Annotated in this window: 19 protein-coding genes and 1 pseudogene; 11 read left to right on the top strand and 9 right to left on the bottom strand. The window is 69.1% G+C overall.

Translation table 11 applies throughout. The annotated features are described in order from the left end of the window. The first annotated feature begins 6 nt into the window (after positions 1–6). From ACODR1_RS10320 to ACODR1_RS10335, 4 genes are all read left to right on the top strand, one after another. Positions 7–468 carry a hypothetical protein gene (locus ACODR1_RS10320; protein ID WP_488880363.1) on the top strand — a complete coding sequence of 154 codons (462 nt, stop codon included), beginning with the start codon at positions 7–9 and terminating at the stop codon, positions 466–468. Between the two features lie 117 nt (positions 469–585). Continuing rightward, positions 586–861 (top strand): helix-turn-helix domain-containing protein, encoded by a 276-nt coding sequence (locus tag ACODR1_RS10325; protein WP_488880364.1) that lies wholly within the window; start codon positions 586–588, stop codon positions 859–861. Positions 862–919: 58 nt separating this feature from the next. After that, positions 920–1,438, top strand: a complete 519-nt coding sequence (locus ACODR1_RS10330) for a MarR family winged helix-turn-helix transcriptional regulator (RefSeq protein WP_488880365.1) — start codon at positions 920–922, stop codon at positions 1,436–1,438. Between the two features lie 29 nt (positions 1,439–1,467). Continuing rightward, complete coding sequence (locus tag ACODR1_RS10335) at positions 1,468–2,556, top strand: dipeptidase (protein ID WP_488880366.1); 1,089 nt, start codon at positions 1,468–1,470, stop codon at positions 2,554–2,556. Here the strand turns inward: ACODR1_RS10335 and ACODR1_RS10340 are convergent, their stop codons facing one another. Further along, positions 2,557–3,393: a carboxylesterase family protein gene (locus tag ACODR1_RS10340; protein ID WP_488880367.1), complete on the bottom strand. Its 837-nt coding sequence runs from the start codon at positions 3,391–3,393 to the stop codon at positions 2,557–2,559. A 128-nt stretch (positions 3,394–3,521) separates the two neighbouring features. Between ACODR1_RS10340 and ACODR1_RS10345 the strand changes: the two genes are divergently transcribed. Next, positions 3,522–3,806 carry a hypothetical protein gene (locus ACODR1_RS10345; RefSeq protein WP_488880368.1) on the top strand — a complete coding sequence of 95 codons (285 nt, stop codon included), beginning with the start codon at positions 3,522–3,524 and terminating at the stop codon, positions 3,804–3,806. A gap of 7 nt (positions 3,807–3,813) precedes the next feature. Here ACODR1_RS10345 and ACODR1_RS10350 read toward each other — a convergent pair whose 3' ends face one another. The 6 genes from ACODR1_RS10350 to ACODR1_RS10375 all read right to left on the bottom strand — a co-directional run bounded on the left by ACODR1_RS10350 (position 3,814) and on the right by ACODR1_RS10375 (position 10,471). Next, the gene (locus ACODR1_RS10350; protein ID WP_488880369.1) at positions 3,814–4,335 is read right to left on the bottom strand and encodes a VanZ family protein; all 522 of its coding nucleotides are present in this window, start codon (positions 4,333–4,335) and stop codon (positions 3,814–3,816) included. Positions 4,336–4,416: 81 nt separating this feature from the next. After that, positions 4,417–6,177: a M1 family metallopeptidase gene (locus ACODR1_RS10355; protein WP_488880370.1), complete on the bottom strand. Its 1,761-nt coding sequence runs from the start codon at positions 6,175–6,177 to the stop codon at positions 4,417–4,419. Positions 6,178–6,263: 86 nt separating this feature from the next. Continuing rightward, positions 6,264–6,836: a demethoxyubiquinone hydroxylase family protein gene (locus tag ACODR1_RS10360; protein ID WP_488880371.1), complete on the bottom strand. Its 573-nt coding sequence runs from the start codon at positions 6,834–6,836 to the stop codon at positions 6,264–6,266. Positions 6,837–6,838: 2 nt separating this feature from the next. Continuing rightward, on the bottom strand, positions 6,839–7,396 hold the full coding sequence (locus tag ACODR1_RS10365; protein WP_488880372.1) for a disulfide bond formation protein B: 558 nt from the start codon (positions 7,394–7,396) through the stop codon (positions 6,839–6,841). After that, a complete protein-coding gene (locus ACODR1_RS10370) occupies positions 7,393–7,998 on the bottom strand; it encodes a YqaA family protein (RefSeq protein ID WP_488880373.1) in 606 nt (201 codons plus the stop codon). The genes ACODR1_RS10365 and ACODR1_RS10370 overlap by 4 nt, the downstream gene beginning before the upstream one ends. Before the next feature lie 238 nt (positions 7,999–8,236). Beyond that, positions 8,237–10,471 (bottom strand): TonB-dependent hemoglobin/transferrin/lactoferrin family receptor, encoded by a 2,235-nt coding sequence (locus ACODR1_RS10375; protein ID WP_488880374.1) that lies wholly within the window; start codon positions 10,469–10,471, stop codon positions 8,237–8,239. Positions 10,472–10,637: 166 nt separating this feature from the next. Here ACODR1_RS10375 and ACODR1_RS10380 point away from each other — a divergent pair, with 166 nt between their 5' ends. Beyond that, positions 10,638–11,420: a DUF4198 domain-containing protein gene (locus ACODR1_RS10380; protein ID WP_488880375.1), complete on the top strand. Its 783-nt coding sequence runs from the start codon at positions 10,638–10,640 to the stop codon at positions 11,418–11,420. Positions 11,421–11,428: 8 nt separating this feature from the next. After that, positions 11,429–11,890, top strand: a complete 462-nt coding sequence (locus ACODR1_RS10385; protein WP_488880376.1) for an EF-hand domain-containing protein — start codon at positions 11,429–11,431, stop codon at positions 11,888–11,890. Between the two features lie 80 nt (positions 11,891–11,970). Here the strand turns inward: ACODR1_RS10385 and ACODR1_RS10390 are convergent, their stop codons facing one another. Together ACODR1_RS10390 and ACODR1_RS10395 are read right to left on the bottom strand one after the other, a co-directional pair. Further along, complete coding sequence (locus tag ACODR1_RS10390) at positions 11,971–12,777, bottom strand: glycoside hydrolase family 16 protein (protein ID WP_488880377.1); 807 nt, start codon at positions 12,775–12,777, stop codon at positions 11,971–11,973. Then, on the bottom strand, positions 12,774–14,570 hold the full coding sequence (locus ACODR1_RS10395) for a polysaccharide deacetylase family protein (RefSeq protein ID WP_488880378.1): 1,797 nt from the start codon (positions 14,568–14,570) through the stop codon (positions 12,774–12,776). Before ACODR1_RS10395 ends, ACODR1_RS10390 begins: the two co-directional genes overlap by 4 nt. Before the next feature lie 173 nt (positions 14,571–14,743). Between ACODR1_RS10395 and metG the strand changes: the two genes are divergently transcribed. The 4 genes and pseudogenes from metG (at position 14,744) to ACODR1_RS10415 (ending at position 18,221) form a co-directional block, all read left to right on the top strand. After that, a complete protein-coding gene (gene metG, locus ACODR1_RS10400; RefSeq protein ID WP_488880379.1) occupies positions 14,744–16,453 on the top strand; it encodes a methionine--tRNA ligase in 1,710 nt (569 codons plus the stop codon). An 87-nt stretch (positions 16,454–16,540) separates the two neighbouring features. Next, positions 16,541–16,620, top strand: a pseudogene (locus ACODR1_RS10405) (hypothetical protein); the annotation flags it as partial. An 18-nt stretch (positions 16,621–16,638) separates the two neighbouring features. Beyond that, on the top strand, positions 16,639–17,802 hold the full coding sequence (locus ACODR1_RS10410) for an MFS transporter (RefSeq protein ID WP_488880434.1): 1,164 nt from the start codon (positions 16,639–16,641) through the stop codon (positions 17,800–17,802). Positions 17,803–17,891: 89 nt separating this feature from the next. After that, entirely contained in the window at positions 17,892–18,221 is a 330-nt protein-coding gene (locus ACODR1_RS10415; protein WP_488880380.1) for a hypothetical protein, read from the top strand. Positions 18,222–18,233 lie beyond the last annotated feature (12 nt).

Consider the following 18,233-nt stretch of genomic DNA (forward strand, 5'->3'; position numbering starts at 1 on the left):
GAAGACTTGGCGTTTCGTTTGGGGGCGACGGCCCTTTTGCTTGCCGGCCTGATGGCCGGCTCTGCGTCCGCGCAGGAGTTCGTGCGGGGCGACTGCCTCAATGTGGTCCAGCCCACGCGCGGCCTGCGTTTCGAGAACGACGACCACGCCCGCTGGTACAAGCGGTTCTGGACCGGCAACTGCCAGGACCTGAACCTGTGCTTCCCCGGCTCGCCCAACTGGAACGACATCGTCAGCAAGCTGCTGGTCAAGGGCGGCCCGGCCGAGAAGCCGGCCCTGCTGCCCAAGGCTTGCCGCCTGGGCCAGCTGATCGGCATGGAATGGGCGCGTGATCGCCGCATCAAGCGGATCAGCACCCAGGACCTCAAGCGCTTTTCCAACATCCTCGACGACGCCGGCGATCCGCTGAAGGGCGTCGAGGCGGTCGAGCTCAAGGCGCGCGCCCTGCTGGCCAAGCCCCAAGGCTGACTGCCTGGCTAAGCCGCCCTCGAACCGTCGTATTGGCGACGTGGGGCCGTCGAATTTGTGCAATCGAACGCGTATAGAGGAGCGGTCGGGGAGAAGAGCAGCGAAGGGAGAGATCCTATGGCCGCAGCGCGCCTGACCACGACCGATATCGCCATCGACGACAAGGCCGCGCCCAGCGAGGTCCGCTCGTCCCGCGCGCTCGTGCAGGCGGTGCGCTGGCGCAGCGGACTGTCGCAGACCGAGTTCTCGCGGGCCTTCGCCATTCCCCTGCCGGTGCTGAGCGAGTTGGAGCATGGCGAGGCGCGCCCCGACGCAGCCATGCTGGCCTATCTGCGGGTCATCGACCACGCGCCCGACGTGGTTCGCGAGGCCCTGACGCGCGCTGGCCTCTAGGCTGCCGCACGCGGATGGCTCAGAAGGAGGCTAGTTTCTTCCTTCAGCGGATTCCGCCATGTCCGATCCCGAAGACTACAGCCGCGGCTTCGGCGGCGAGGCGCTGGCGGCCCGCCTCCGGCGCGTCTCCGAGCGGATCGACCGTGACGGCTCGCGCGTCTATGCGGCCCGCGGCGTCAAGTTCGAGCAGCGCTGGTACGGCGTCCTGCGCCAGCTGGTCGAGCGCGGCGCGCCGATGGCGGTGGGTGAGATCGCCGCGATCCTGCGCATCACCCATGTCTCGGTCAGCGAAGCCAGCCGGTCGATGGAGAAGGCCGGCCTGATCGCCTCGCAGACATCCACCGAAGACGGGCGCCGCCGCCTGATCGCGCTGACCGAAGAGGGGCGGGCGATGGTCGCCAGACTTTCACCAGTCTGGGATGCCTTCAACACCGCCGCGCGAGAGCTGGACGCCGAGGTCGGCGACCTCGTCCGCCGGCTCGACCAACTGGACGACGCCCTGGACCGCCGGTCGATGTTCGATCGGATCATGGATGGAATTTCATTGGACGACCCCGGGTATGGGAAGGATATGTAGGCGCCTACATATTTCTTTCGGAGGGGACCATGAGCACCACGCGACGCATCTTCCTGGGCGCGGCCGCCGCCTCGCTGGCCGCCAGCGCGACCGCTTCGGCCGCGACGGGACAGGCCGCCGGCGTCGTGATCAACGGCAATCTGCTCCTGCCCATGGATAGTGAGAAGCCGCTGGACCAGGAAGCCCGCGACCTCGTCAAGGCGTCGGGCCTGACGGCGGCCAAGCTGACGATCGGCGGGCCGGGCACGGAAACCAGGGCCGAGACCGCCGTCTCCATCGCCGACATCGACAAGGCCGTGGCGCTCAATCCCGACCTCTATCTCAAGGTCGCGTCCGTCGCCGACTTCGCCCGCGCCAAGGCGAGCGGGCGTTTGGGGATCATCTATTCGTTCGAGGCGTCGGAGATGCTGGAGGGCGATCTTGCCGCCATCGACCAGTTCCGCGCCGCCGGCGTGCTGGTCATGGGGCTGAGCTACAACCGGACGACGCCGTTCGCCTCGGGCACGATGTCGTCGCCGCCGACCGGCTTGACCGATCTGGGGCGGCGCGCGGTGGAGCGCATGAACGCGAAGGGCGTGACGATCGACGTCAGCCACAGCGACGAGCCGTCCAGCCTGGGCGCCATCGCCGCGTCCGGCAAGCCCGTGCTGATCACCCACGCCGGGGCCGCCGCCGTCCACGCCCATCCGCGCAACAAGTCCGATCGGCTGATGCGAGCCATGGCCGAGCGCGGCGGCGTGATGGGGATCTACGAGCTGGCCTATCTGACGGCGCCGCCGGCCCAGCCCTCGATGGACGTCTATTTCGCCCACCTGACCCACGCCCTGAAGGTCTGCGGCGAGGACCACGTCGGCATCGGCAGCGACGCCCTGCTGTGGCCGTTCGACACCTCGCCCGAAAGCATGGCCCAGTGGAACAAAAGCCTGGAAGAGCGCAAGGCCGCCGGCGTGGCCGCGCCCGGCGAGGGGCCGCCGCCGTTCGTGACCGGGCTGAACCGTCCCGATCGCTGCGCCGTCATCGCCGACGAGCTGAAGCGGCGGGGCTATCGGGCGAAAGTGGTCGACAAGGTGCTGGGCGGCAACTTCCAGCGGGTCTTCGCCGAGACCTGGACGGCCTAGCTAGCCCTTCTTGCGCTTCTGCGAGAACAGCCAGGCGCGCCAGGCGTCGTCGTGCATCATGTCGGGCGGCACCACGTGGGCCATGCCCGAATAGGAGACGAAGCGCACGTCGCCGCCGGCGTCGGCCAGGGCCCCGGCCCAGGCCAGATCGGGGGCGTAGGGGTTCTCGCGGTCCTTGTCGCCGTGGACGATCATCACGGGCGTCGGGGCGACCTTGACCGCCAGGGCGCGCTCTGGCGGCACGCCGGAGAAGGCCGCGACGGCGGCGAACTTGCCCGGCGACAGGGCCGCGGCGTTCATCGCCGCCGATCCGCCCATCGAGAAGCCGACGAGGTAGATGCGGTCGGTGTCGATCGGCAGGCGGGCCGACAGGTCGTCGATCAGGGCCAGGATCGCCGGCAGGCTGGTTCCGGGGCGCGAGGCCAGCAGCCGGTCTGCGCCCTTGGCGTAGTTGGCGGTGCGGAGCGGGGCCTGGGGCGCCAGTACGAAGGCCGGGAAGGTCTTGGCCGTGCCGGGACGAGCCCAGCTGCGCACGAACGGACCCATCTGGGCCTTGTTGTCGTGGCCCACGGCGCTCGAGCCATGCAGCATCACCACCAGCGGCAGCTTTTCCTTGGTCGCCGGCGACAGCAGGCGATAGGGCAGGCGCACGCCATTGGGCGCGGTGAAGCTGGCGGCGGCGAAGGCCTCGGCCGGCGGCAGGTCGGACGGGGTCGGCGTCAGGGGCGTGGTCGCGTAGTTGCGCGTTTCGACCGCGAGCTTGGGGGCCGGCGCGAGGGCGGGCGCCTCCGAAGGCGTCGAAGCGCAGGCGCCCAGCAAAAGGCAGGCGAGCAACATGAGCGGCTTTTGCATGGCGTTTGCATAGCCTGCTTCGCGCCGCTTGTCTGGAGGCGGAGCAACCCCGGCCATGACCTGCGGGTTTATCTCTCGACGCCCTCGCAGGCGAAGCACGGGAGAAACCGGTCATGATCGGTCACAGGCATCACAAGGAAGACGGCCGCCACTTCACGCACGGCACCTCGGCGACCACCGCCGACTGCGCGTCCGAAGGCAAGCTGCGGCCGGAAGACCGTCACATCGAGGCCCCGCACTCGAAGGTGGCCGACAAGCCGTTGGCCGAGAACGAGAAGCACGACCAGCTGGCCGAGAAGGTCGAGTGCTCGGAAAGCCGCCAGGAAGCCCTGCTGGACGAGGGCCTGGAAGAAAGCTTCCCGGGCAGCGACCCGGTCAGCGTCAAGCGGATCACCTGACGAAGGATCAGGCCTCGCGCGGGAAACGCGCGGCGGCGCGGGAGGCGAAGCTGCCGTGGGCGGCTTCGCTTTCGGCGGCCACGGAGGCGGCCGGCATGACGACGCTGCTCTTGCGGCGACGGCGGCGCTGGCGCTGGGCCGAGATGTCCGAGAAGCGCATGGCGCCGCGTTCGCGGGCGTCGCGGCGGACGGCCTCGATGTGGCTGGCCAGGTAGACGACGGCGATGCCGGCGACGTCGGCGGCGAAATCGGTGAAGCTGGCGCTGCGGTGGGCGAACAGCTGGGCGATCTCGGCGCTGGCCCCCAGCAGGATCGCGGCGATCGCCAGATCGTTGCGGCGCATCTTCGGGAAGGCCAGGAAGGCCATGGCGGTCAGGCCGCCGAACGCCAGGGCGTGCGCGGCCTTGTCGCTGAGCCCGAAGGCCTGTTCCAGGCCCTGGAACGGGCCGAGCATCAGGGTTACGGCGCTGGCCGCCCCGACGAACAGCACGGCCTTGGCGGCGATAACGACATGGTTGGGCGTCAGCATGGGCTCGGCTCGCGGTGGAGCCTTGAGTCCTAAGGCCGCATGCCTCGCAAACCGTGAAGGAACACGGTCAACGGAAGATGACTATTTCTTCGGATTGACCGGCCGGGTCTTGGCCTTGTCGGAGGCGTCCTTGGCGGTCTTCCAGGCGTGGTAGGCCTCCAGATACGGTTGCCGGCGAAGGATCTTCGAAGCAGGGTCGACGATCACCGGAACGGCGTCGCCGACGCGCACCCGGCCCGTCCCGTCGGCCATCGGCAGGGTTACCAGCTTGCCGCCGACCTTGACCTCGACGGGCATGGGGAAGCGCCCGGCAGGGGTCGTCCAGGCTAGCACCAGGTCATCGCCCTCGCGGGTCTCGACCAGCTCGGGCAGCGCGGCGTGGCGCAGATAGGCGTCGAAGAACCAGCGGTAGTCGGCGCCGGTCGCCTCGTTCACCGCCTTGATGAAGTCGTCGGTCACCGCGTAGCGCGGGGCGAAGTTGCCGGGCTTCGGGTCGGGGCGGCCATAGACCAGCACCCGGGTGGCGGTGAAGAAGGCCTCGTCGCCGATCAGGCCGCGCAACGTGTGCAGCATGTTGGCGCCCTTGTAGTAGATGTCGGTGCCCGGCCCGACCTTGGCGTCGTAGACGGCTTCCTCCTCCATCGGCTTGCCCGAGACGATGGGGAACTTGTTGAAGCTCTTCACCCGCATCTCGTTGAGGCGGACCATGTATTCCATGTCGCCGTGCAGCCACTGCGAATAGAGCGGTTGCATGTAGGTGCCGAAGGCCTCGTGCAGCCACATGTCGTCCCAGTCGACATTGGTCATCTGGTTGCCGAACCATTCGTGGGCCAGCTCGTGTTCCAGCAGCCAGTCGAAGCCGTAGATCTCCTTGGCGTAGCCGGCGCCGTAGGCGTTCAGCGTCTGGTGCTCCATGCCCAGGTGCGGGGTCTCGACCGCGCCCATCTTCTCCGAGCGGAACGGGTAGGGTCCGATCATCCCTTCGTAGAAGTCGAGCATCGGGGTGAACTGGGCCAGCAGGTCGCGGCCCTTGGCCTCGTTGCCCTCGATGGCCCAGAACTCGATCGGGAAGCTGTCGCCGAAACGGCTGCGGTAGAGCGCGGTCAGGTGGACATAGGGGCCGATGTTGAGCGCCACGGCGTAGGTGTTGGGCGTCTTCATCCGCCAGTGGAAGGTGCGACGGCCGCCGCCGGCCTCGGTGACGTCGATCAGGATCCCGCCCGACGGCGCCGACAGCCCGGCCGGAACGGTGACGTGCAGGTCGACGAGGTCGGGCTCGCCGGTCGGGTGGTCGATGCACGGCCAGAAGAGGTCGCAGCCCTCGCCCTGGACGGCGGTGGCGATCCACGGGCGGCCGTCGGGGGTCTTGGTCCAGACGAAGCCGCCGTCCCACGGCGCGTTGTTGGCCTCCACCGGCACGCCGGCGTAGCGGATGCGCACGGCGGTCGCGCGGCCGGTCGGGATCGGCGCGGGCGGGGTGATCGAGAGGCGGCCGTCGGGATTGCGCCAGGCCGTCGGCGGCAGGTCGCGACCGTCCAAAGACACCGCCGAGACCGGCAGCTCGCGATCGAGGTCCAGCACGATCACGGGCAGGTCGCGGTCGGCGCGCAGGGCCAGCACGGCCTCGCCTGAGATCGACTTGCTCTGCGGGAACACCTCGATCGACAGGTCGACATGCTCGATGTGAACGCCGGCCTGGTCGGGCTTCAGCGCCCCGCCGGTGGCCAGGGTCTGGGCGGTTGGCGCGGCGCGCGCGGGCTTTACCGGTTTTGCCGGCGCAGCGGCGATCATCAGCGGCAGGGCGGCGGCGAGGGCCAGAAACTGAACTGGTGAAACGGACATGCGACTCCCCCGAGGGCGAGCCATCATCGGTAGGGGAGGGGGAGCCTCTTTGAAACCCTCTCTCATGGATAGAGAGGGAGGGGCGTTTAAAGCTTCTCGCTGATCTTGATGGCCACCTTGCAGCCGGTCTGGATGACGGCGCTGAGCAGGGGGTAGGCCGCAGCCTCGTGGGCGCCTTCCTCGATGGCGAGGTCGCGGTGCATCAGCTCGTCGTCGCGGAACTTGGACAGCTCGGCGGCCAGGGCCGGATCGCGGTCCTTCAGCTCGTCGATCTGGCCGGCATAGTGTTTCTCGATCACCGACTCGACGGCCTCGGTGCAGGCATGGGCGGCCTTGTCGCCGATCAGGGCGGTGCCGGCGCCCAGGGTGAAGGCGGCCAGCCGCCACAGGGGCGACATCAGGGTCGGGCGCACCTTGCGCTCGGACAGCAGTTCGTCGAAGCGCGACAGGTGGACCTGCTCGTGGCCCTCCATCTCCTTCAGCTGCTCGGCGATGCGCTCGCGGCCGCGGGCGTGCTTCATCACCGCCTGCTGGCCGCGATAGATGTGGACGGCGGCCAGTTCGCCGGCCTGGTCGACGCGCAGGATCTCGGCCAGGCGCGCGGCCTGGGCGCCGCGGCCGGGACGGGGCGGAACGGCTTTCTGCTGGGCGGCGCTCATCTTCAGGCCTCCTTGGAGCGAAGGGCGGCGAAGGCCGAAACGAGCGCCAGGCCCAGCGAGACCAGGGCGTTCCAGCCGGCCATCGACAGGCCCAGGAACACCCAGGCGGCCTTGTCGCACATCGGCGGGGCGATCTTGGCGCCCTTCAGCATGGCCACCAGGTCGTCGGAGGTGGCCAGACCGCCGCCGGTGCAGGTGCTGGGGCCGGGCCACCACTTCCATTCGACGCCGGCGTGGAAGGCCGCCAGGCCCGCGCCGTAGAGGAAGATCGCGCCCAGCAGCCACAGGGCCGGCGCGCGCAGGCGCGTCCAAAGGGGCGTGCGCTGCAGGACGGTGGCGATCAGGCCGACGGTTCCGGCGACCCAGTAGACCTCGCGCTGCTTCAGGCACAGGTGGCAGGGCGCAAGACCCCCGAAGCTCTCGAACGCATGGGCCGCGCCCAGCATGATCGCGCTGGCTGCGAAGGCCAGGACCGGCCAGTGCCGGGCGACCCATGCCAGGGGCGGACGCTTTGGAACGAGGGGGCCAGTGGTCGTCACGGCCGGGGTGTCGGTGGTCATACGGCGCACGCGCCTCCGCTGCTTCCCCCCAGGAAATGGCTCGCGGCGAGGCCGATGACAAGGAGCAGGATCAAACCGCCGGCCACGAGCGCCAGCCGGCGCTCGATCACCGGCAGCAGGGTCGGGCCGAACTTCTTGACCACGAAGGCGACGAGGAAGAAGCGCGCGCCGCGGGTGACGACCGAGGCGAAGATGAACATCGGGAAGCTGAAGGCCGCCAGGCCCGAGGCGATGGTCACCAGCTTGTAGGGGATGGGGGTCAGGCCCTTGGCGAGGATCACCCACACCCCGTACTTGTCGTACCAGCACTTGAATTCGGCGAGGCCCCCGGCGTGGCCGGTGGCGGCCATCATCCATTGGCCCACGGGGGTCAGGAAGTAGCCGATGGCGTAGCCCAGGATGCCGCCCAGCACCGAGGCCAGCGTGCAGATGAAGGCATAGCGCCAGGCGCGGTCCGGGCGGGCCAGCACCATCGGGGCCAGCATCACGTCCGGCGGGACGGGAAAGAACGAGCTCTCCGCGAAGGACACGGCGAACAGGCTGGTGGGGGCGTGACGCGAGGCGGCCAGGCCCATGACCCAGTCGTAGAGGCGGCGCAGCATGCGAACTCCCGTTTGCGGATGCGCCGTTGCTAGCAGGGGTCGGCGCGCTTGTCCCGGGCGATGCGACGACGATTTCCCGTTCTTTTTGCGACGCCGCGAAGGCGGGCGCTGAAGCGTGCTCCAGGCAATAAAACGCCCCGTCCTCCAGGCGCCGGGCCGACATGGCGCGGAGGAGGACGGGGCCACGCGGTCGCCGCAACATTACGACCGCGTGTCTCGGTAAGGACCTTTTGGGGTCCTAGAACTTGACCGCCAGCGAGACGCTGTAGTTGCGTCCCGGAGCGGTGTAGCCGTCGACGACCACCGGGGCGGTCACCGTGCCGGTCGCGGCCGCGCCGCGCACGTCGCTCCACCACCAGTATTTCTCGTCGGTGAGGTTGAAGACGCCGCCGCGGACGGTGACCGCGTCGGTGACGTTCCAGTAGGCGGTGGCGTCGGCCGTGGTGAAGGCCGGCGGAGCGAAGCACGTGCCCGTGCAGGTGACGCCCAGGCTGTCGAAAGACTTCTTCTGCACGTGCATGACGCTGAACTGGCCGCCGAAGCGGCCGGCCGGGTCGCGGTAGGACAGGCCGGCCGTGAACTTGGCCGGGTCGACCGACTGCAGAGGCGTGCTCTTGCCGGCGTTGGTCGAGTAGCCGCGCGCATAGGCGGCCGTACCGATCAGGCGCCAGGCTTCGCCGATGAAGACCTCGCCGCGAGCCTCGGCCCCGCTGATCTCGGCCTCGGCCAGGTTGACGTACTGGTAGACCGCCGGATTGGCGGCGGTGAAGGCGCCGCCGACCTGGATCTGCTCGATAAAGTCGTCGTACTTGCCGGTGAAGCCCGTGACGCCGAGGTTCCAGGTCGGCCGGCGCAGGCGGAAGCCCAGTTCGAAGCTGCGGCTGGTCTCGGGCTTCAGGTCCGGATTGGCGATCGACTTGTAGAAGCGGACCGGGTTGGAGAAGCCGTTGTTGACCTGCGAAGGCGAGGGGGCCTTGAAGCCGGTGGCGGCGTTGCCGAACACGCTGATCAGGTCGGTGACCTGCCACACGGCCGACAGCTTGGGCGAGAACCGCGAGTCGCTCTGGCTCACCGGCGTGTTGGCCGTGAACAGCGGGTCGTTCTTGGGTTCCAGCTTGTAGTAGTCGTAGCGCAGGGCCGGGTAGAAGGTGACCGGACCGGCCGAGAACTCGTCCTGCACATAGGCGCCGATCAGGGTGTAGTCGGTGACCGGGAACGGGTGGTTCGGGAAGGTTTCGCCGGCCCCAGGCACGGTGCCGCCGCGCAGGCCCGTCTGGCGCGTGATCGAGGCGTCGCCGCCCCAGACGATCTGGTGATCGATCCCGGCCAGGCTGGCCTTGCTGTTCAGTTCGATCGCGCCGCCGAACACCTCGTTGTCGAACTTGGCGTCGCGGGTGCGGTCGGCGTTGGTGCGGAAGTCCTCGGCCGAGAACTGCCGCGTGGTGGCGTCCTGGTAATAGACGGTGGTGCGGGCGCTCTCGATCAGGCCCTGGCCGCCGGTGAAGACGTGGGCCAGGCTGACGCGGTCGCGACGCATCTTGTCGAAGGCGGTGAGGCCGATCGTGGCGCCCGCGACCTGGGCCGTGGTCGGGTTGGCCGGCAGGATGGTGATCGCCGACAGCACGTTCCAGTCGATGTCGCGATCCAGGTGGTCGACGGTCAGGCTGAACTTGTTGCGGTCGTCGAGGTTGAAGACCAGCTTGCCGAGGATGGCGTTGGACTGGTTGTCCTCGGGGTTGGCGACCGTGCGGCCGGCGGTGGCCGTACCGTTGGTCCCTTGCGTCTCGGTCTCATGCCCGTCGCGGCGGGTGTAGGCCAGCAGGCCTTCCCAGCGGCCGCTGGCGCCGGCCACCAGGGCGCTTTCGGTCCAGCTTTCGTCGGCCGAGGCGTAGCCCACGCGACCGCGCGCGGCGAAGCTCTTGCCCTTCAGGATGTCGGACGGATCCTTGGTGAAGAAGCTGACCGAGCCGGCGACGCCGTCGCTGCCGTACAGCGCCGAGGCGGGGCCGCGGACGATCTCGACCGACTTCAGGACGTCGACGTCGACATAGTCGCCGCGACCGACCGACTGGGCGCCGAAGGCGTAGCCGTCGGGCACGCGCACGCCGTCGACCATGATCAGCACGCGATTGCTTTCGAGGCCGCGGATGGCGAAGCCGGCGTTGCCGTCACGGCCCGTCGAGGCGCCGGCGGCGGTGAAGCGGGAAGGGGCGCTGCGCACCGACACGCCCGGCTCGAAGCGCACCAGGTCCTTCACGTCGTTGACCAGGGCGTCCTCGATCTCCTGGCTCGTCGTCACGGAGACGGTCGCCGGAACGTCCAGGACCGACTTCTCGCTGCGCGTGGCGGTGACGGTGACCTTGTCGACTTCGGCGACGTCGGCCGACGGCGCATCGGCCGCGAGGGCCGCCGTGGCGGAGAGCAGGGCGCCGGCCGAGACGGCGGCGAGATAGGCGAGTCTGTTGCGCGACAAAGTTCGAGATCCCCAGTTTTCGGCCTCAGATGCGAATTGTTCGCATTCGTTGGATGGGGAGCTACGACCGTCTGGCGGCTTGGTCAAGTTATTTGCAATTGATTCTTAGATTCATCCGCAATAGGAGCCTCTTCAACGCACCGATCGTCCTGGAAGGGGGATTCCGATGAAGACCATGCTCGCTTCGGCGGCGCTGCTGGCGGGCCTTGGCCTGTCCGGCCTGGCGCACGCTCACTCGCCCTACATGCTGCCCAGCACCTTCGACGTCTCCGACCGCAAGATCGTGACCGTCCAGGGCTCGTTCACCGAAAGCTTCTTCACCCCTGAAGTGGTGATGAAGTCCGACACCTACGCCGTGGTCGGTCCTGACGGCGTGCGCAAAGCCCTGACCCCGACCTACCTGCGCGAGCTGGCGCTGGTCGAGGCTCCGGTCGAGACCGCCGGCACCTACCGCATCACCACCGGCCAGCGCGCCGGCCGCGTCGGCAAGGCCACGCTGGTCAATGGCGAATGGGAGTTCCTCGAGCCGGGCAAGGCCCCGGCTGGGGCCGAAGTGGTCGACATGCAGAGCATCACCACCGCCGACGTCTACGTCACCCGCGGCGCGCCCAGCAACGGCGCCCTGGCCCCGGTCGGCAAGGGCCTGGAGTTCCAGGCGGTCACCCATCCCAGCGACATCACCACCGGCCAGCCGGCCAAGTTCGTGGTGCTGTACGACGGCAAGCCGGTGGCCGGCCAGGAGATCACCTTGACCGCCGGCGGCGACCGCTACGCCGACGTCAAGGCCGCCCCGGTCACCGTCAAGAGCGACGCCCAGGGCCGCTTCGAGCTGAAGCCCGAGCGCTCGGGCGTCTACCAGGTGCAGGCCCGCTACCGCGTCGCCCCGGCCGCCGCCGGTCAGCCCGGCCAGAGCCACACCTACTCCCTGACCTTCGAATCCCTGCGCTGAGAGCCGACATGATCCGCAACACCCTGATCCTGGCCGCCGTCCTGGCGGCCGTCTCCGCCCCGGCCCTGGCCGCCTCGCACGCCCGCGACACCTTCATCAAGGAGCAGGACGTCAACGGCGACGGGATCGTCACCAAGGAAGAGTTCGTCATCACCCGCGACCGGCTGTTCAAGGCCATCGACACCGACGGGAACGGCGTGCTGTCCAAGGAAGAGTACGTCGGCGAGTTCAAGGTCCGTCTCGAGAAGCGCCTGGCCGCCTCGACCGAGACCGCCGAGAAGAAGGAAGAGGAGCGCGTTCGCCAGATGCGCCAGGCCGACGTGCGCTTCGGCGTCCTCGACAGCGACAAGAGCGGCGGCATCACTCCGGCCGAGTTCGCCTATTCGGGCTGGCGGATGTTCGTGACCCACGACACCAACAAGGACGGCGTGGTTTCGGCCGCCGATCCGGTGGCCGCGGACACGAACTAAATCCGCCAAACCTCGCCCTTGGGGGGGCGCGTCCCCGGCTTCTTGATCCCCTTCTGGAGCCGGGGGCGCTTGCCCGCCGCCTAGTCTTCTGGTGCGTAGACGCGCACCCAGTCCACCAGCAGGCTTTCGGGCAAGGCCGCGTCGTCGACGCCGCGCCGGCCCGTCGTCTCCGCCCACCGCCCGCCGACCGCCAGGTTGAGGATCAGGTGGAAGCGCTCGTCGAAGGGCCGTCCGCCCGCGCGGGTGAAATAGGGCTTGCCGTCGAGCAGCCAGGTCAGCCGGTTCGGCGTCCATTCCAAAGCGAACACGTGGAAGGCCGTCAGGTCGCCCAGGGCCGTGTCGGCCGAGTCGCTGCGGTTGGCCCTCAGCGTGGGGCCGTGATGCACCGCCGCCCGCACCCGGTCGCGGCACGATCGGCAGCGTACGCCCAGGTTCACGGCCTCGGCGATGTCGATCTCGCCCGACAGCGGGTAGGGGCCGTAGTTGTCGTGCTCGGGCAGCATCCAGATCGCCGGCCACAGCCCCTGGCCCAGCGGCAGCTTGGCGCGCACCTCGATGCGGCCGTAGCGGAACGAGGCCAGGCCCTTGGTGCTGACGCCGCCCGAGGCGTAGTCGCGGCTGACCCGCGGGCCGCCATCGCGACGGGCGGGGCCTGACGCGTGCTCCTTGCGGGCGTTCAGCCGCAGCACCCCGCCCGATACCGAGACGTTGGCCGGCGCGTAGCACTGGCGCTCCTCGTTGCCGCCGCCCCAGCAGTCGGTCGCCGCCGTCCACCTGGCAGGATCCAGCCGATCGCCGTCGAATTCGTCCGACCAGATCAGCCGTGGCGCGGCCACGGCCGGGCAGGCGAGGGCGGCCAGCAGCAAGGCGAGCAGCAGGCGCCTCACTGGATCGCCGTGGTCGAGCGGCCGCCGGCCGGCAGGCCCAGCGTCACGCGTCCCTTGGCGGACTTGGGCAGCAGGACCTCGACATCCGAGACGCCCTTGGGCGCGCCGGCGGTCAGGACCCAGCCCGCGCGGTCAGGCTGGACGTCGAGGTCCAGCGCGTCTCGCGCCGTCCACCAGTCGCCGAAGGCCTGGGTCGACCCCATCCAGGCCCGGCCCTTCCAGCGGTCGGCCAGGGCTTCCTCGAACCTCAGCTTGTTGCCGACGGTGTTGGGATGGATCAGCACCGTGACCACGCCTCCATCCCGGGCCACGCGCGTCACCAGGGCGTCCGCCGCGTCGAGCCGCTGCAGCAGGGGCGGGGCCTCCTCGTCCTCGATGGCGACCGGGAACTCGAACACCGGCTGCAGGGCGCCGTCTGCCCGTCCGTCGGTCAGCTGGAAGGGCAGGTGGGTCAGCACCGTGTTGGCGGTGATCGACGAGGAATAGCGATAGCCGCTGGCTTCCAGGGCCTGGGGCAGGGTGAACGGATAGGCCAGGCGTCCAGGCCGGAACGAGACCACCTCCGCGCCCGCCAGCCGCTCGAGCAGGAATTTCGACACCCGAAGCTCGCCGAGGATCGTGGCGCCTTTCACCTTGTCGACCGTCTCGACGAAGGGGCGGTAGCGCGGATAGCGCTCGCGCCCGTCGCCCAGCGGCATGGCGTGCTCGAAGGCGCCTGAGTGGGCGACGGTGTGGCTGCCCACCTCCTGGCCGCGCGCCAGCAGGCCTTCGACGTCGGCCACGGCGGCGTCCTCGAAGAACACCTTGTCGTTGTAGTCCTTCATGTATTTGGTCTGGACGAAGAAGGTCCCGCGGATGTCCCGGGCCTTCAGGGCGTCGGCATAGGCCAGGGCGTTGTGTACCGACGGCCCGTAGTCGACGTCGTGGGTGAACAGGACCGACACCTGCCTGCCGGCGGGCGTGGTGGAGACCAGCCAAGGCATCGGCTCGCCGGCGACGTAGAGGTCGCGCACCCAGCGGAACAGGCTGTCCAGCGACGGCTCGTAGCCATTGACGTAGCGCCGGGCCAGGGCTTCGGCCCGGCCGTTCATGGCGCGCTGGGCCAGCGAGCCTAGGTCGACGCCCAGCACGCAGGCCTGGCCGCCCGCCCGCCGGCAGGCGGCCGCGACCGAGCCGTCGTCGAAACGAGCCGCCACCTGCGCCGTCCCCGGGGCGTAGCCGACGCTGGCGACCTTGGCTTCGCCGGTGGAGGAGACGACGATCTCGTCGCTCTCGGGCTCGCCGATCGTCTTGCTCCAGCGCATGCGCAGGCGAGAGGAGGCCTCGGTTCCCTCGCCGACGCCGAACAGTTCGCCAAGTCCGCCGCCCGCCAGGTTGAAGGCCAGCACCGTGCCGCCGTCGCGTACGTGCTGGGCCAGGGCCCGCAACTGCTCGGCGCTGAGCACCCGGCCCGAGACGATCGGATAGACCAGCACCACCTTGTGGGTCAGGGCCTTGGCGGGATCCTGCGTCACCGTGATGGGCACGCCGTGGGCGCGGAAGCCGCGCACCAGGCCAAGCCACCCCGACTGTGGGTCGGTGACCAGAATCGCCAGGCGGTGCGGGCCGCCCTGATCGAACTGGGCTATGCGCGTGCGAGGCGGCTCGACGATCTTCGAGGCCTTGGCCGGGCCGCGCACGCCGGGGAAGACGTGCATCACCAACGGATCGGGCCGCTCGCGCCACCACCACCAGCCGCCGGCCAGCAGCACGAGGAGGACGAGCAACAGCAGCGGCAGGCGACGGCGGGTCATGAGGCCTCCAGTCCAGCGCTGGACATCCAAACCCGAAAACGCCTGAGGCGCGAGCCCGGGATTTCGTGACCCGCAGGGTTGCGGGCGCGCCGCGAAGCTTTCCCTTCGGCGCGGGGGCTTCTATATGCGGACGCCTCCTGTTTCTCGTTCGCCCCCGGAAAGACGCCCGTTCCATGGCCCGCATCCTGATTACCTCGGCCCTGCCGTACATCAACGGCATCAAGCACCTGGGCAACCTCGCGGGCTCGATGCTGCCGGCCGACGTCTATGCACGCTTCCAGCGGGCCCGGGGCCACGACACCCTCTACATCTGCGCCACCGACGAGCACGGCACCCCGGCCGAGCTGGCCGCCTCGGCCGCCGGCCAGGATGTCCAGACCTACTGCGAGGAGCAGCACGTGCTGCAGCACGACGTGGGCCGCGCGTTTGGCCTGTCGTGGGATCACTTCGGCCGCTCGTCCTCGCCGCAGAACCATCGCCTGACCCAGCACTTCGCCGAGGTGCTGGAAGCGCAGGGGCTGATCGAGGAACGGGTCGACCAGATGGTCTACTCGATCGACGACCGCCGCTTCCTGCCCGACCGCTACATCGAGGGCACCTGCCCGCACTGCGGCTTCGAGAAGGCCCGCGGCGACCAGTGCGACAACTGCGGCAACCTGCTGGACCCGACCGACCTGAAGGACCCTTACTCGGTGATCTCGGGCTCTCGGAACCTGGAGGTGCGCGACACCAAGCACCTCTACCTGCTCCAGACCAAGATGGCCGATCGCATCCGCGCCTGGGTCGACAGCCACCCCGATTGGCCGACCCTGGCCAAGTCGATCGCCTACAAGCACCTGGATGAAGGCCTGATCGATCGCGGCATCACCCGCGACCTGGCCTGGGGCGTGCCGGTGACCAAGGACGGCCTGCCGCGTCCGGGGATGGAAGAGAAGGTCTTCTACGTCTGGTTCGACGCCCCGATCGAATACATCGCCGCCACCCAGGAATGGGCCGAGGCGGGCGCCGATCGCGACTGGCGGTCGTGGTGGCGCACCGACGCCGGCGCCGACGACGTCCGCTACGTCCAGTTCATGGGCAAGGACAACGTGGCGTTCCACACCGTCAGCTTCCCGGCCACCATCCTCGGCTCTGAAGAGCCGTGGAAGAGCGTCGACATGCTCAAGGCCTTCAACTGGCTGAACTGGTACGGCGGCAAGTTCTCGACCAGCAGCAAGCGCGGCGTGTTCATGGACGCGGCGCTCGACATCCTGCCGCCGGATCTGTGGCGCTGGTACCTGACCTCGAACTCGCCGGAAGGCAGCGACACGGCCTTCACCTGGGAGCAGTTCGCCAGCGCCGTGAACCGCGACCTGGCCGACGTGCTGGGCAACTTCGTCAATCGCATCCTGAAGTTCACCGAGAGCAAGTTCGACGGCGTCGTGCCGGAGGGCGGCGAGGCTGGTCCGCTGGAGGAGAAGCTCTACGCCGACGTCGCCGAACGCCTGGCCGACCTCGCCGAGCAGATGGACGCCATCGAGATCCGCAAGAGCGCCCAGGCGCTGCGGGCCCTGTGGGTGGTCGGCAACGAGTATCTGCAGGAAGCCGCTCCGTGGACGGCGATCAAGACCGACCGTGACCGCGCCGCGGTGATCGTGCGCACGGCCCTGAACCTGGCCGCGCTCTACGCCCGCATTTCGGCCCCGTTCATCCCGTTCGCCGCCGAGAAGATCGGCGAGGCCTTCGGCCAAGCCTGGCCGCCCGCCTGGCCGTCGTCGGACGTCGCCGCCGAACTGTCGACCGTCCCGGCCGGCCAGACGGTGCGTGCGCCCGAAGTGCTGTTCAAGAAGATCGACGACGACATGATCGCCGAATGGGCCGCGCGCTTCGGCGGGGCTGAGTAAAAGATCCTCCCCCCTGAAGGGAGAGGTGGCCCGAAGGGCCGGAGGGGGAAGTCCCTGCGGAAACTGGTGAAGTCGTCGGCGTGGGAGGTTATATCCCCCTCCGTCGGCTTCGCCGACACCTCCCCCTTCAGGGGGAGGATCTGAAACCGCTTCCCCTTCGCCCAACACCGCTCTACGAGCGGGCCATGCCGCTCGTCGCCCGTCTCAGCCTGTTCTACGTGGCCATCTATCTGGTCATCGGGGTGAGCCTGCCTTACGTGGCGACCTTCCTGCGGGCCAAGGGCTTGTCAGGGGCCGAGATCGGGGCGGTGCTGGCCGCGCCGCTGCTGCTCAAGCCGTTCACCGGCGCCGCGCTGGCCGTCTGGGCCGACGGCTTCAAGTTCCGCCGCTCGCCGATGATCCTGCTGGCGGTCGCCGCCGCCTGCGCCTACCTGGCCATGCTGGTCGCGCCGGGCTTCTGGGGGCTGCTGGTCTGCTGGCTGCTGGGCGCGACCCTGTTTTCGACCATCTCGCCGCTGATCGACGTGGTCACCCTGCGCCGCGCGCGGCTGGAAGGCTTCAACTACGGCCTGCCGCGCGGGTCGGGCTCCAGCGCCTTCATCGCCGCAAACCTGGCCATGGGCGTCGTGCTGACCCTCGTCGGCGCCGAGGTCATCGTCGTCTGGATCACGGTGGCCGCCCTGCTGACGGCCTTCGCCGCCTTCGCCCTCGTGCCGCCCGAGCGCGTGCACGAGGAGGGCGAGGCGCCCGCCAAGCGCGACCGCTGGAAGGGCCTGGGCAGTCTGCTGACCGACCGGGTGTTCGTGCTGGCGGTGGTCACCGCTGGCCTGATCCAGGGGGCGCACGGCTTCTACTACAGCTTCTCGACCATCCTCTGGCGCAAGCAGGAGATCCCCGAGCCGATGATCGGCGTGCTGTGGGGCGTCGGCGTCGCGGCCGAGGTCGGCTTCATGTGGTTCCTGGAGCCCTGGCGCCGCCGCGTGGGACCCGGACGGCTGCTGGTCATGGGCGCGGGCGCGGCGGTGATCCGCTGGACCGCCTACGCCTCCGCTCCGCCGCTATGGGCGCTGTTCCCGCTGCAGATGCTGCATGCCTTCACCTTCGCGGCCAGCTTCCTGGCCTCGCTGCAACTGATCGAGCGCCTGACGCCGCCCAAGAGCGCCTCGGCCGCCCAGGCGCTGAACTCGGCGGTGTCGCAAGGCTTCACCCTGGGCCTGGCGACCCTCGCCTCGGGCCCTCTGTTCGACGCCCTGGGCGTGAAGGGCTACTGGGCGATGGCGGCACTAGGGGCGGCGGGTCTTTGCGGCGCGCTTCTGCTCAACCGCGCCGTACCTCGTCATCAAGCTTGACCTTGGGTTGCCGTGTCTCGAACCTGCTCGCCGCTGATGCGAGGGGGATTCGAGATCAGCGGGTCTGGGTTTCAGTTCGAGGGGGTTCCATGCGTAGAGTGTTGACCGCGCTGGCCATTGCGGGCTTCGCGATGGGGGCTTCGACGCCGGCCTTCGCCCAAACCACGGCGACGAAGTCGGGGCGTATCCTCGCCCTGTTTTTCTCCAGCCCGGGCAACGGTTCCTTCCGGGTGACGCTGGACACGCCCTTGACGGGCTGCGCGGGCAACTTCGCCTATATCAACACGACCTTCGGGAACTACGAGGCCTATGTGTCGGGGCTGCTCTCGGCCCAGGCCCAGAACAAGGTCGTCAATCTCACCTACACCATCCAGGGCGACGGCTACTGCACCTTGCTCGAGTACGGGTTTTCCGTCTGAGGGAAAGCGTAC

The organism is Caulobacter sp. FG7 (assembly GCF_057808875.1).